This is a genomic window from Sulfitobacter noctilucae (genome assembly GCF_000622365.1).
Classification (GTDB): domain Bacteria; phylum Pseudomonadota; class Alphaproteobacteria; order Rhodobacterales; family Rhodobacteraceae; genus Sulfitobacter; species Sulfitobacter noctilucae.
The window spans coordinates 55730-69140 of sequence record NZ_JASC01000004.1 but is presented as its reverse complement, the minus strand read 5'-3'; the positions used below and the strand labels follow the sequence as shown (position 1 = coordinate 69140).

The following is a 13411-nucleotide window of genomic DNA, read 5'->3' as shown; positions in this document are numbered from 1 at the left end:
CGGGCAACTCCCTTTGCCCGGGTGTGCCGACGCTGGGCCGGCTGGTCTTAATCTGCAGCGCTGGGCCAGGCCCAGGGCGTTTGCGAATGTCGTTTGTCTTTGTACGCTGCGATGGCGCCAGCGTGGTGCAGCGTCAGGTCGATGTCATCCCAACCGTTGATCAGTTTGGTGCGCCAGCTGTCGCGCAGCTGGAACGGAATCGAGCGGTTGCCAAGGGTCATGACGCCCGTTTCAAGGTCGATGGTCATCTCGGCGCAGTCCTTGCCAAGTGTGGCGTGCAGAACCTCGGCATCTTCGGCGGTGACCTGTGCGGGCAGCAATCCGTTGTTCACCGCATTGCTGGCAAATATGTCGCCAAAGGCCGGCGCGATCACAGCGCGAAAGCCTGCATCCACCAATGCATAGACCGCAGCTTCGCGCGATGATCCGCTGCCGAAATTGCGCCCCGCGACGAGGACGCCTGCCTCTTGGTGACGGTTCAGAACGAAATCTGCGCTGTCTGCGCCGCTATCATCCCGGCGCATGTCGTGCAGCAGAAACTTACCATAGCCCTCGCTGCGCGGTGCGGACATGAACCGCGCGGGGATCAGCTGATCGGTATCGACGTTGGCAAGCGGCAAGGATACCGCAGACCCGCGATATGTGCTCCAGCCCGCCATCACGCCGCCCGTCCTTGCAGCATCGGGCGTACATCGGTGATTGCTCCAGTTACGGCGGCGGCGGCAACCATTGCAGGCGACATCAGATGCGTGCGCGCCCCGCGCCCCTGCCGTCCGCGAAAGTTGCGGTTGGTGGAAGAGGCACAGCGCTTTCCGGACTCAACCAGATCCCCGTTCATTCCAACGCACATCGAACAGCCCGAAGCGACCCATTCGAGACCTGCCTCGATAAAGATGCGGTCCAACCCTTCGGCTTCCGCCTGCGCCTTGACCTTGGCAGAACCGGGAGAAACGATGCCGGGCACTTTCGCGCGGCGACCCGTCAATACAGCCCCGGCGGCCCGCAAATCTTCAATGCGGCCATTGGTGCAGGACCCGATAAACACCTGATCCACCGGCGTGCCCGCAATCGGCTTGCCAGCTGTCAGCCCCATGTACTCAAGCGCTGCGCTGGCTGCCTTGGCCTTGTCCGCCTCTAACGCGGCGGGGGTTGGTATATCGGCATCGACGGGAACGGCCTGTTCGGGGCTGGTGCCCCATGTGACGGTCGGCGCGATCTGGGCCGCGTCGATATGCACCTCACGGGTGAATGCGGCATCCGGATCGCTGCGGTGTTTCGACCAATCGGCACAGGCATCGTCCCATGCTATACCCTTTGGCGCATGGGGACGCCCCTTGAGATACGCGAAGGTTGTGTCATCCGGTGCGATCATCCCAAACCGTGCACCGCCCTCGATAGAGAGGTTGCACAGAGTCATGCGTCCTTCCATGCTCAGGTCACGCACCGCTGATCCGGCATATTCGACCGCAAAACCTTGCGCGCCGCCTGTCCCCAGACGGGCGATCCAATGCAAGGCGATGTCCTTGGCCGATACGCCCGGTCCCAGCGCACCCTCCACCGTGATCCGCATCGCATCCGGCTTTTTCTGCCAGATCGTCTGGGTGCTAAGGACATGAGCAACCTCGGTGGCACCGATGCCAAAGGCCAAAGCGCCAAAGGCGCCGTGTGTTGACGTATGACTGTCGCCGCAGTTGATCAACAGTCCGGGGAGGGTCAGCCCCTGTTCCGGCCCGATCACATGAACGATCCCCTGCGCAGGGTCCATCAGATCGAACAGGCGGATGCCGTGCTGGTCCGCATTGCGCCGTAGCGTGTCGATCATGCGGGCCACATCGGGAGCCATCGCGCCTTCGCGGCCCCGTGTGGGCGCATAGTGATCCACAACACCAAAGGTCAGTGCAGGCTCTGCCACGGCTGCTTTACGTGCGGCAAGCTTGGCAAAGGCATGGTGCGATCCTTCGTGCACCAAGTGCCGGTCCACCCACAAGAGCGAAGTGCCATCCTCACGGCGCAGCACCTCATGCGCTGACCACAAGCGGTCCAGAAGCGTGAGCGGCGCGGTCATTCCGATGCCTCGCCGTCTTTGCCGATGGCGGGTTCCCAATGGCGCCCGGCCCCTGTGCCAACGCGGGTCAGCGGCATCTCAAGCCGGAACATATCGGGCCGGTAAAGCGCCGAGAGGTATTCGACCCCTTTGCCATCCACATCCCGCACCACCCGTTTGAGCGACAAGAGCGCAGTGCCCACAGCGACGTTCAATGCCTCTGCAACCTCGGGTCCGGCAAGCGTGGCTGTCACCGATTGATGGGCATGAGCGATCTCGACCCCGCTGCGTTCCAGCAAGGTGAAAAGCGGATGGTTGGCGAGATCGTCCTCCGAGTAATTGCGGGCGATATTGGCCGGGACATAGGTGGTGAGATGCGAAAACGGCGTGTCATCGGCGCTGCGCACGCGGATGGCGATCTGGATGTCCGCATCCGCTTCCAGCTCCATCGAACGAGCGACAAATTCAGGTGCTGTACCATAGGAAAACGCCAACAGCCGCGCCGTAGTGCTGTGCCCCATCTCGACCAGTTGCGGCATCAGCGTGGCGAGGTTCATCGCCACGGGCATCTCCGCGCCACCTCTGTCTCGCACGACTGTACCGCTGCCCGCCCTCCTGTCGATCAACCCGGTGCCCGCCAGCGCATCAAGTGCCCGGCGCACAGTGACACGCGACACGCCAAAGCTTTCGGCCAGCCGTTGTTCGCCCGGAAGACTGTCACCCGAGGCAAGCGCCCCGCCAGTGATCTGATCGCGCAAGGACAGGTAGACGCGCTGCGCCTTGGCGCCTTCTGGCAATCTGGATGGTGCCGCCCCGTTCACGAAATCAATCTCCCTTCGGTTCCATTTCACATTATCGGCGAATCCTAGAAATGCAAGATAATGTATTCACAATATCCTGCATCTGGTATTATAAATAATACAACTTGTGAGGGGAGGTGTGATGCCGATTGTCGAACTGCATATCCTGAAAGGCTATACCGCCGATGACAAGCGCCGTCTTGGCGAGGCTTTGACCGATGCGGTCCGTCTTGTTTTGCCAGCGCCGCCGGACGCCGTCACCATCATGATGCACGAAATGGAATCCGATCATTATTACCGGGGGCGCACCACGCGCAAAGGGGCCGCAGCGCTGCCCGATCCGGTCGCGGTCGTTCGGACCTATCTTTCAGCGATGGAGCAGCGTGATCTTGGGGCCGCGGAGGCGATGCTGGCCCCTGATTTTGCAATGCAGTTTCCCGGTGCCGCCCCGATGACCCGGCTCTCTGAGCTGATCGCATGGTCCAAGCCGCGCTATAAATCGGTCGCGAAAACCTACGAAGGGTTTGACGCAATGCAATCCGAAGGGGCCGCCGCCGTAGTCTATGCGCGCGGCATATTGCATGGCGTCTGGCTGGACGGCACAACCTTTGATGGCATCCGCTTCATTGACCGCTTCGAAATCATCGACGGCAAAATCACACATCAAGATGTCTGGAACGACATGGCAGAGGTAAAGGCAAACGTATGAGCACCGAAGCGAAACCGCAGATTGATCCAATCACGCTCTCTGTCCTGTCAGGCCGGATGGAGCAGATCGCCGATGAAATGGACGCGACCTTGTTCCGTGCTGCCTTCAACCCCATCATCGCCGAAGCGCATGACGCCAGTCATGGGCTGTATCACGCGGTGTCCGGCGATACGCTGGTGCAGGGTAAGTCCGGCCTGCCGATTTTCGTCGGCGTGATGTCATTTGCCGTACAGGCTGTGATCGAAAAGGCCGCCGCCGATGGTGATCTGGCCGACGGTGACATCTATATTTTCAATGATGCCCATATCGGCGGTACGCACCTCAGCGACATGCGGCTGGTGCGCCCCTACTTTCGCGATGGTAAGCTGTTCTGCTATCTGGCGTCGGTCGGCCATTGGCACGATGTGGGCGGTAACGTGCCCGGCAACTACAACCCTGCCGCGACCGAAGTCTTTCAGGAGGCCTTTGTCCTGCCGCCCGTCAAGCTGGCCAGTGCAGGCAAGACCAATCAGGACATCATCGACATCCTGCTACGCAACACCCGCCTGCCGCAATCAGCGATGGGCGATCTGAACGGCCAGATGGGCGCGCTTGATCTAGGCATCCGGCGGATGGACGAACTGCTGGATGAATACGGGGCCGAAACGGTGAGTGGGGCACTTGAGGCGCTGGGCCACCGCGCCGAAGCGTTGATGCGCTCGGAGCTGGAGGGGCTGCCGGATGGCCGCTGGGAGGCGGAGGATTTTCTGGACAACGATGGCATCGTGGATGAGCCGCTGAAGATCAAGGTCGCGCTTGAGATCAAGGACGATACGATGACGCTTGATTTCACCGGATCAGCGCCACAATGCGCGGGGCCCGTGAACATCGCGCTGCCAACCACTGTGGCGACGGCCTATGTGGCGATCAAACATATCTTTCCCAGCCTGCCCGCCAACGCAGGCGTGATGCGCCCAATCAATGTGGTTGTACCCGAAGGCTCGCTTTTGTCGGCGGAATTTCCCGCTCCGACTGGTGGTTATACCGAAACGATCCTGCGGATGATCGACGTGGTGTTCTGTGCCTTTGCAGGTGCGGCACCGGACCGCGTGGTGGCCAATGCCTATGGCACGATCAACGCCCTTTCGATTGCAGGCAAGCGCAGCAACGGGCAGCCCTGGGTGATGTTCAGCTTTTACGGGGGCGGCCACGGCGGCTCTCCAGAAAGTGACGGTTTGAACCACGGCAATGCGCCCATTTCGACCGCGACGATCCCGCCGATGGAAATTCTGGAAGCGGCCTATCCCGTGATGTTCCGGCAATGGGCACTGCGGCCTGATAGCGCCGGCACAGGTGCGCATCGCGGCGGGGTGGGTGCCACCTACGAAATTGAAGTGCTGGAGAAGAATGGTGCCGAGGCGTTTCTGTTTGGCGAACGCGGTCGCTTTGCGCCCAAAGGAATTGCGGGTGGCGGCGACGCGGCAATGAATGTCTTTCATTTTGAACAGGACGACGGCTGGGACAGCCCGCCATTGGCCTCGAAGATGCGCGGTATCAAGTTGAAGCAGGGGCAGGCTGTGCGGCTGGAAACCCCCGGTGGCGGCGGATACGGCGCGACAGCGGACCGCGCGGCAAGCGCTATCGCTCGCGATGTGGCGCGGGGGCTGATGACAGATACCAAGGCAGATGAAACCTATGGCACCGCATGGCGGGAGGCAGACCAATGAGCGCAGTAAGCAAGGGCCGCATGATCGGTGTTGATGTGGGCGGCACCTTTACGGATGTTTTCGTGCTGAACGAGGCTGATGGCACGGCAGCGGTCGCCAAGGTGCCGACAACGCGGCCCGACCAATCGGGCGGGTTTCTGGACGGCATCCGGCGCGAGGTCGCGGACCTATCAGAGATCTCTGTGGTGGTGCACGGAACCACGGCCGGCACCAACGCGCTGCTGGAACGCAAGGGTGCCAAGACAGGCGTGATCTGCACCGAAGGCCTGCGCGACGTGCTGGAAATGCGCCGCCGCGACCGGCCCCGCACATGGGGGCTGCGCGGCGATTTCGAGCCGGTGGTGGACCGCCGAAACCGGTTGGAAGTGCCGGAGCGGACCTTGGCGAGCGGCGATATCCGCACACCCGTCGATCTGGAAGCTGTGCGCAACGCGGCGCAGCAATTGATGGAAGACGGCTGCGCGGCGGTGTCGATCCTCTTTGCCAACGCCTATGCCAACCCCGAAAACGAAGCACATGCTGTGGCGGCGGTGCGCGAGATTTGGCCCAACCCCCATGTATCGGCATCCTCGGAAATCCTGCCGGAAATCCGTGAGTTTGAACGCTTTTCCACCACCGCTCTTAACGCCTATCTGCAACCCGAGGTTTCCGGCTATCTGGGCCGGTTGGAAGCGGCCCTCAAAAAGGGCGGCTTTGACGGTGAGTTCATGATCGTGCAGTCGAACGGCGGCGTGATGGCGGTGGACACTGCCTGCCGCCTGCCGGTACGCACGGCGCTCTCTGGCCCTGCTGCGGGTGTCATCGCGGCGGCCTACATTGCGTCCACCGCTGGCTTCGACAATGTCATCACAGGTGACATGGGCGGCACCAGCTTTGATGTGTCCTTGATCTCCGAAGGCAAATCGATGCTGTCGCCGCAAACCGCCATCGATTTTGGCATGGTCGTCCGTGCGCCGATGATCGAGATTACCACAATCGGCGCGGGTGGCGGTTCCATTGCTTGGGTGGACAAAGGCGGCTTGCTGAACATCGGCCCCGAAAGCGCCGGATCGGATCCCGGGCCGGTGGCCTACGGTCTGGGCAATGATCGCCCCACGGTGACGGACGCTAATGTGGTGCTGGGCCGGATTGATCCGGAAAACCCCATCGGCGGCAAGCTGGAGCGGCTGGACGTGGAGGCTGCAAAAAAGGCAATTGATGTGCATGTGGGCCAACCGCTGGGGTTAGACACGCTGGCGGCGGCCGAGGCAATCCTGAAGGTCGCCAATTCCCGCATGGCCGGAGCGATCCGTCTGGTCAGCATTGAGCGCGGCTTTGACCCAAAACGCTTTGCCTTCATGCCCTTCGGAGGCGGCGGTGCGCTGCATGCTGGGGCCATGCTGGCAGAGGTCGGCATCGCCAGTGCAATTGTTCCCCGATATCCCGGTGTAACTTCCGCAATGGGGTGCGTCATTGCCGACATGCGGCAGGATTTTGTGCAGACGGTGAACACACTGGTCTCGACGCTGGATGAAGCCGCATTGGCGCAGTTCATGCAAGATCACACGGATGGTGGTATGGCCTTGCTGGATGCCGCTCGCACCACCTTCGAAGCACGCGAGGTCGGGTTCGAGTTGGACATGGCCTATGTCGGGCAGACGCATACGGTTTCTGTCCCGCTGAGCGTTGAAGTGAAGGATGGTAAAGTGACACTGCCCACCAAGGCCGAAGTTGAGGCCGCCTTCGACACCGCCTATCAGGCGACCTTCGGCAGGCTGCTGAAAAACGGCACACGGCGGATCATCAATCTGCGCTCTGCTGTAACGGGCAAGCGGCCAAAGTTCGATCTGTCCACGCTGGCCCCCACGTCAACAGTCGCGGTCAGTCCCAAGGCGACGCGCGCTGTGCATTTCGGCACTGAATGGCACGAGACGGCGATTTACGACCGGCTTAATTTGCCCGTGGGCACAATCATCAACGGCCCCGCCATTCTGGAACAGCCCGACACAACCGTCCTGATCGAACCGGGCCTCAAGGGCCGTGTGGACGATTTCGGCAATACCATCATCGAACCCGCAAAGGACACAGCATGAGCGATCCCACCGGCTGGAACCCCGCCCGCACTGCTTTGCTGACGATTGATCTGCAAAACGACTTTATCCATCCCGAAGGGGCCTATGGTCGCGCCGGGCAGGTGGCGGACAGTATCGCCGCTTTGCCCGACCGCGTCGCGCCGTTGGTCAAGGCGTTGCGAGCCAAGGGAGGACATTACATCTCGGCACAGTTTACACTGGTGCCGGGCCCCGATGGCGAGCCGTTGATCGCGCCGCACCTCAAGGAATTGCGTCCCTTTCTTGCGAAAGGTGACTTTGAACCCGGCAGCTTTGGCCATACAGTTGTGGATACGCTGCATCCGGCGGATTTTGTGATCGAAAAGGTGGCTTACTCCGCCTTCTACCAGACCCGCCTGGAATACATCATGCGTGCGATGGGCATCGACCATCTGATCGTCGGCGGGATCGTGACCAACGGCGGCGTCGCCTCCACCCTGCGCGACGCGCATCTGCGCAATATTGAAACGGCGATGTTGACCGATGGCTGCGCGGCGTTTCGGGACGAGGTGCATGATGCCACCATTCTGTCGCTCGGCACGGTCACGCATCAGATGACATGCGCGCAGGCGCTGGCATGGCTGGAGGGCTCAGCATGAGCTTCAAGGCACGTCTGACCCAAACCGATATCCTCACCGCGCCCGGTGTCTATGACGGGCTGACCGCGGCACTGGCCGAAGCTGCCGGGTTCGAGGCGCTGTATCTTAGTGGTGCTGCCGTGGCCTATACGCGGCTGGGGCGGCCCGACATTGGCCTGAGTTCGGTTAGCGAAATGGCCGACACGATGACCTTAATCGCCGACCGCGTGAACCTGCCTGTAATCATTGACGCCGATACCGGTTTTGGCAATGCGCTGAACGCACAACGCACGATGCGGCTTTATGAACGCGCGGGGGCGTCCGCCTTGCAGGTCGAAGACCAGACATACCCGAAACGCTGTGGTCATCTGAAGGACAAGTCGCTCATTCCGGTGGGAGAGATGGCGGGCAAAGTTGCTGCGATGGCTGATGCGCGGGCATCCGAGGACACATTGATCGTGGCGCGCACTGATGCGATTGCTGTCGAAGGGCTGACGGCGGCCATCGACCGCGCGGAGCGGTATCTTGAAGCGGGGGCGGACGTGCTCTTTATCGAAGCACCGCAAAGCCGCGACCAGATGGAGCAGATCACCCGGACCTTCGGGGCCCGTGTGCCCCTTTTGGCCAATATGGTCGAAGGCGGGGCGACCCCCATCAGCAGCGCTGCGGATTTGCAGGCACAGGGGTTCTCCATCGCGATCTTCCCCGGCGGCATTGTGCGGGCCTTGGCGAAAACCGCGCAAGCCTATTATGCCAGCCTGCACGAGAACGGCAGCAACAAACCCTTTGCTGACCGAATGTTTGATTTCGACGGGTTGAACGAGGTGATCGGCACCGACGAAATGCTGGCCAAGGGACAAAGCTACGACAGCCATGACTGACGCCATCGCCTCCCCACCCGACGCCTTTGATTTCGAGGTCGAGACGCTGATCATTGGAGCAGGTGCCTGCGGATTGGTCGCGGCTCTGTCGGCCCATGAGGCGGGCCAAGAGGTGCTGGTGATCGAGGCTGACGCAGTGCCTTCCGGCTCTACCGCGCTATCGGCTGGTTTGATTCCTGCGGCAGGCACGCAGGTGCAAAAGGCGGCCGGCATTGATGATAGCGCCGCGCTGTTTGCGTCTGACATTCAGGCCAAGGCGCACAACGAAAACGACCCGGCGCTGGTTGATCTGTTAGCAGGGAATGCCGCCCGAGTGATCGATTGGCTGATGGCGGCGCATGACCTGCCTTTCTCTGTCGTCACCAATTTTGCCTACCCCGGCCACAGCCGCCGCCGGATGCACGGATTGCCTACGCGGGCAGGGGCGGAGCTGATTAACGCATTGCGCGCCGCTTGCGAGGCGCAGGGCATCGACATCATCTGCGAACGCCGGGCCAAGACGCTTTATGCGGACGGCACACTGGTGCGCGGTGTCAGCGTCAGCCGCCCGGATGGCGGGCAGGAACATATCGGATGCCGCAAGCTGATCCTCGCTTGTAACGGCTTTGGCGGCAACCGCGACATGGTGGCCGAGAACATGCCGGACATCGCGGAGGGGCAGTGGTTCGGCCATGACGGTAATCAGGGCGACGCCATGCGCTGGGGTGCTGAACTTGACGCGGCATTGATACACATGGGCGCTTACCAAGGACACGGCAATGTGGCTCACCCGCACGGCATCCTGATCACATGGGCGACAATGAGCGAAGGCGGCGTGCAGGTGAACCGTGCAGGCGAACGGTTCTGGAACGAGGCGCAAGGCTATTCCGAAGCGGCGCGCGCGGTGCTGGCGCAGGAGGGTGGCGAAGCCTTTGCAATCTTCGATGGGCGCATCGCCGAGATTGCTGGCCAGTTCGAGGATTTCAAACAGGCGCAATCAGTAGGTGCCGTGCGCCAGCACGACACAATTGATGCGCTCGCACAGGATCTGGGTCTGCCTGCGGACACCCTGCGCGAAACCTTGGCAAATATACCCACGGAAGGGCCGGACGCCTTTGGCCGGAAGTTTCAGGGCAAACCGCTCGCGCCGCCCTTTTGCGGGGTGCGCGTGACGGGGGCGCTTTTCCACACCCAGGGCGGACTACGGATCAATGACGCCGCACAGGTGCTGCGGCAGGACGGCAGCGCCATAACCAACCTCTATGCAGGCGGTGGTGCGGCTTGTGGCGTGTCCGGTGCGGGCGACAGTGGCTATCTGTCGGGCAACGGATTGTTGAGCGCGGTGGTTCTCGGGGCCTTGGCAGGCAAGGCACCGCTTTGATAGCAAGGCGGCAGTGCCAACCGGAGACCGGCCATGACTGAAGCCCCAGATATCATTATTCGCAACGGGAGGTTGATCACCTTTGATCCCGAACAGCCAGATGCGCAGGCCCTTGCCATCACGGGCGGCACGCTGAGCGCGGTAGGTAACGATGCAGAAATCGCTGCTCTCGCTGGCGAGAATACCCGCATCATCGACGCGCAGGGCGGCACGGTGCTGCCGGGGTTCATCGACAGCCATGTGCATCTGTTTGGCGGGTCGGTCGAACTGTCCCTGCTTAGCCTTTATGGCGTGCAGGGGCTGGACGAGAAGAAGGCGCATATCCTGCCCTATGCGGAGGCCAACCCCGATGATGACTTGGTGTTCTGCGTCATGGCTGACTATGACATTCTGGGCACCGGACAGACGCTGACGCGCCACGACCTTGACCAGATTATCGCGGATCGTCCGCTCGCCGTATTCGCGCCGGATCACCATACGATTTGGGCCAATACGGCGGCTTTGCAAGCGGCAAATCTGCTGGATGGTGGCACGGTGGATGCGGGGTCGCAGATCGTCATGGGCGCGGATGGCAAAGCCAGCGGGGCATTGCTTGAACCGGGAGCCTACGGCCCGATCCTTGAGATGACCCGCAACAAGGGGCGCGACATGTTGGGGCTGGTCACGGGGCGCGACCCATTTCCCGCAGCGACGCCGGCCGAGCGCGAAATGGATAAGGATGCCATCGAACAGGGCCTGCTGCATTGCGCGGGGCAGGGCATCACCGGCCTGCACTTGATGGACGGCAACCGCTACCAGTTGGAACTGCTGAGCGAACTTGAGGTCGAAGGTCGTTTGCACTGTCGGACGATGGTACCGTTTCACTTCAAGGGCACGGATGACATCGCCCGGATCGTGACCGAAGGCGTACCGATGCGCGATGCCTATCAAGGGGACAAGGTCTGGTGCGGGCATATGAAGATGTTCATCGACGGTGTGGTCGAAAGCGGCACAGCGCTGATGCTAGAGCCCTATCCCGGCGATATGGGCGCGGGCGGCAACACCGGCGAAGAGGTCTTCACGCAGGATCATTTCGTCGCCGCTGCATGCGAAGCTGACAAACACGGCTTTCAAATCGCCGTCCATGCCATCGGTGACGCGGGCGTGCGCCGCACAATCGACGCCTTCGAGGTTGCGCGGGAAACAAATGGCAAGCGCGACAGCCGCCACCGGATCGAGCATCTTGAAGTTATGCATCCCGCCGATATCCCCCGCTTGAATGCGCTCGATATTGTCGCCTCTATCCAGCCGGGCCATGCGCCATGCGGCCATATATTTGCGCCCGGAGCCGTTGGCGATTATCTGCACCGGCATCAGATTGAAGGGGCCTATGCCTGGCAGACGATCCGTGACACCGGGGCCAAGATGGTCTTTTCCACAGACTGGCCCGTAATGCCCGTCAATGTAATGGACAACATCAAAGCCGCCATCGCACCCCTTGATTTGGGGCCTGATTGGCCGGACCAGTCGCAGACACTGATGGATACGCTGGCGAGCTATACCCGCGACAACGCCTGGGTGGAGTTCAATGAGCACCGCAAGGGCCAACTGTCGTCCGGCATGATGGCCGATGTCGTGATCTTGACCGAAGACATCACCGCCGTGTCGCCCGCCGACGTGCCGCGCGTGCACGCGATGGTAACGATTTGCGATGGCACGGTCACTTTCGAGCGCAGCATTTGAATCTGCGCGACGGGTCGCCTAGTCTCGCAAGACAACTTCTGTGAAAGATATAGACCATGTCCCTGCGCCCCCTTGGAATTGACCCATCGCATTGCTTTATCGGGGGCGTTTGGGCACCGGGTGAGAGCGGTGAAACGCTGGACCTGCGCAATCCGTCTGACGGCAGCACGCTTTGCGCAATTGCGCGTGGGACGGAGGCAGATATCGACCGCGCGGTCGCGGCGGGAGAGCAGGCGTTGGAGGGTGAATGGGGGCGCCTGGCGAACTTTGAGCGGGGACGCATCCTGCACCGTATCGGGCAAAAGGTGCTGGAGCATGTGGAGACACTTGCCGAGCTTGAAGCACTGGACGTTGGTAAACCGCTGAAACAGGCCCGCGCCGATGTGATCGCGCTGGCCCGCTATATGGAGTTCTACGCGGGGGCGGCGGACAAAATTCATGGCACCACCATTCCTTTTCTCGACGGCTATACCGTCTATACGATGCGCGAACCACATGGGGTGACGGGCCATATCATCCCATGGAACTACCCGATGCAGATCATCGGCAGATCGGTGGGGGCAGCCCTGACGATGGGCAATGCCGCCGTGCTGAAACCCGCCGAGGAAGCCTGCCTGACCGCTTTGGCATTCGCCGGGATCGCCCATGAAGCAGGTCTACCCGCAGGCGCGTTGAATGTCGTGCCGGGCTTGGGGGCCGAGGCCGGTGCTGCCCTGACCGCGCATCCGGGCGTGCGGCATATTTCTTTCACCGGTTCGGTGGGCGTAGGCAAATTGATCCAGTCCGCAGCGGCGCAAAACGTGGTGCCAGTAACCTTGGAACTGGGCGGCAAATCCCCGCAACTGGTGTTCGAGGATGCAGATGTGGCGGCGGCGTTGCCGTTTCTGACCAACGCGGGCATCCAGAATGCGGGCCAGACCTGCTCCGCATCTTCACGTATCTTAGTGCATCGCAGTCGTTATGACGAGGTCGTCAGTGGCATGGCGGCACGCTATGCGGCGCTGCGGGCGGGTCCGGCGATGGATGATCTGGACGTGGGCCCGCTTGTGTCCGCCCGACAAAAGCAGATCGTTGAAGGATTTCTGGCGCAAGGCGCGGACCTCGAGGTCGCGGCGTGCGGGCAGGTCGTGGAAAGCGCGCCCGAAGGCGGTGCCTATGTGGCACCCACGCTCTTTACCGGGGTGTCCCCCGACCATCGGCTGGCGCAGGATGAAATCTTTGGCCCGGTACAGGTGGTCATCCCGTTTGACACCGAAGAGGAAGCGGTCAGTATCGCCAATGGCACGGCCTACGGGCTGGTCGCGTCGGTCTGGTCCGATAGCGGTGCGCGGCAGATGCGATTGGCCAAACGTCTGCGGGCGGGACAGGTGTTCTTGAACAACTATGGTGCCGGGGGCGGGGTGGAATTGCCGTTTGGTGGCAGTGGCCTGTCGGGGCACGGACGTGAAAAGGGGTTCGAGGCGCTTTACGGCTTTTCGACGCTCAAGACAGTGGCAGCTTTGCACGGATAGGAGGAACATC

The 13411-nt window shown here is 61.6% G+C and carries 11 protein-coding genes; 8 read left to right on the top strand and 3 right to left on the bottom strand.

Annotated features, from left to right (window positions below; all coding sequences use genetic code 11):
• Positions 1–47 precede the first annotated feature (47 nt).
• From leuD to Z945_RS0104610, 3 genes are read right to left on the bottom strand one after another with little or no spacing between them, the layout of a single operon-like run.
• Positions 48–659: a 3-isopropylmalate dehydratase small subunit gene (leuD, locus tag Z945_RS0104620; RefSeq protein ID WP_025050943.1), complete on the bottom strand. Its 612-nt coding sequence runs from the start codon at positions 657–659 to the stop codon at positions 48–50.
• The gene (gene leuC / locus Z945_RS0104615; protein ID WP_025050942.1) at positions 659–2065 is read right to left on the bottom strand and encodes a 3-isopropylmalate dehydratase large subunit; all 1407 of its coding nucleotides are present in this window, start codon (positions 2063–2065) and stop codon (positions 659–661) included. Before leuC ends, leuD begins: the two co-directional genes overlap by 1 nt.
• Positions 2062–2895 carry a GntR family transcriptional regulator gene (locus tag Z945_RS0104610; RefSeq protein ID WP_241434459.1) on the bottom strand — a complete coding sequence of 278 codons (834 nt, stop codon included), beginning with the start codon at positions 2893–2895 and terminating at the stop codon, positions 2062–2064. Before Z945_RS0104610 ends, leuC begins: the two co-directional genes overlap by 4 nt.
• 91 nt (positions 2896–2986) lie before the next feature.
• On the opposite strand from Z945_RS0104610, the gene Z945_RS0104605 reads away from it, so the two are divergent.
• Genes Z945_RS0104605 through Z945_RS0104570 form a run of 8 tightly spaced genes read left to right on the top strand, consistent with a single transcriptional unit; the run spans position 2987 to position 13401 of the window.
• Positions 2987–3553, top strand: a complete 567-nt coding sequence (locus Z945_RS0104605; RefSeq protein WP_025050940.1) for a tautomerase family protein — start codon at positions 2987–2989, stop codon at positions 3551–3553.
• Complete coding sequence (locus Z945_RS0104600; protein WP_025050939.1) at positions 3550–5259, top strand: hydantoinase B/oxoprolinase family protein; 1710 nt, start codon at positions 3550–3552, stop codon at positions 5257–5259. Before Z945_RS0104605 ends, Z945_RS0104600 begins: the two co-directional genes overlap by 4 nt.
• Positions 5256–7331, top strand: a complete 2076-nt coding sequence (locus Z945_RS0104595; protein ID WP_025050938.1) for a hydantoinase/oxoprolinase family protein — start codon at positions 5256–5258, stop codon at positions 7329–7331. The genes Z945_RS0104600 and Z945_RS0104595 overlap by 4 nt, the downstream gene beginning before the upstream one ends.
• Positions 7328–7948: a cysteine hydrolase family protein gene (locus tag Z945_RS0104590; protein ID WP_025050937.1), complete on the top strand. Its 621-nt coding sequence runs from the start codon at positions 7328–7330 to the stop codon at positions 7946–7948. The genes Z945_RS0104595 and Z945_RS0104590 overlap by 4 nt, the downstream gene beginning before the upstream one ends.
• Positions 7945–8808 (top strand): isocitrate lyase/PEP mutase family protein, encoded by an 864-nt coding sequence (locus tag Z945_RS0104585; RefSeq protein WP_025050936.1) that lies wholly within the window; start codon positions 7945–7947, stop codon positions 8806–8808. The genes Z945_RS0104590 and Z945_RS0104585 overlap by 4 nt, the downstream gene beginning before the upstream one ends.
• Positions 8801–10168 carry an FAD-dependent oxidoreductase gene (locus tag Z945_RS0104580; RefSeq protein ID WP_025050935.1) on the top strand — a complete coding sequence of 456 codons (1368 nt, stop codon included), beginning with the start codon at positions 8801–8803 and terminating at the stop codon, positions 10166–10168. The genes Z945_RS0104585 and Z945_RS0104580 overlap by 8 nt, the downstream gene beginning before the upstream one ends.
• A 33-nt stretch (positions 10169–10201) precedes the next feature.
• A complete protein-coding gene (locus tag Z945_RS0104575; RefSeq protein ID WP_025050934.1) occupies positions 10202–11890 on the top strand; it encodes an amidohydrolase in 1689 nt (562 codons plus the stop codon).
• A 56-nt stretch (positions 11891–11946) separates the two neighbouring features.
• Entirely contained in the window at positions 11947–13401 is a 1455-nt protein-coding gene (locus Z945_RS0104570; RefSeq protein WP_025050933.1) for an aldehyde dehydrogenase family protein, read from the top strand.
• Positions 13402–13411 lie beyond the last annotated feature (10 nt).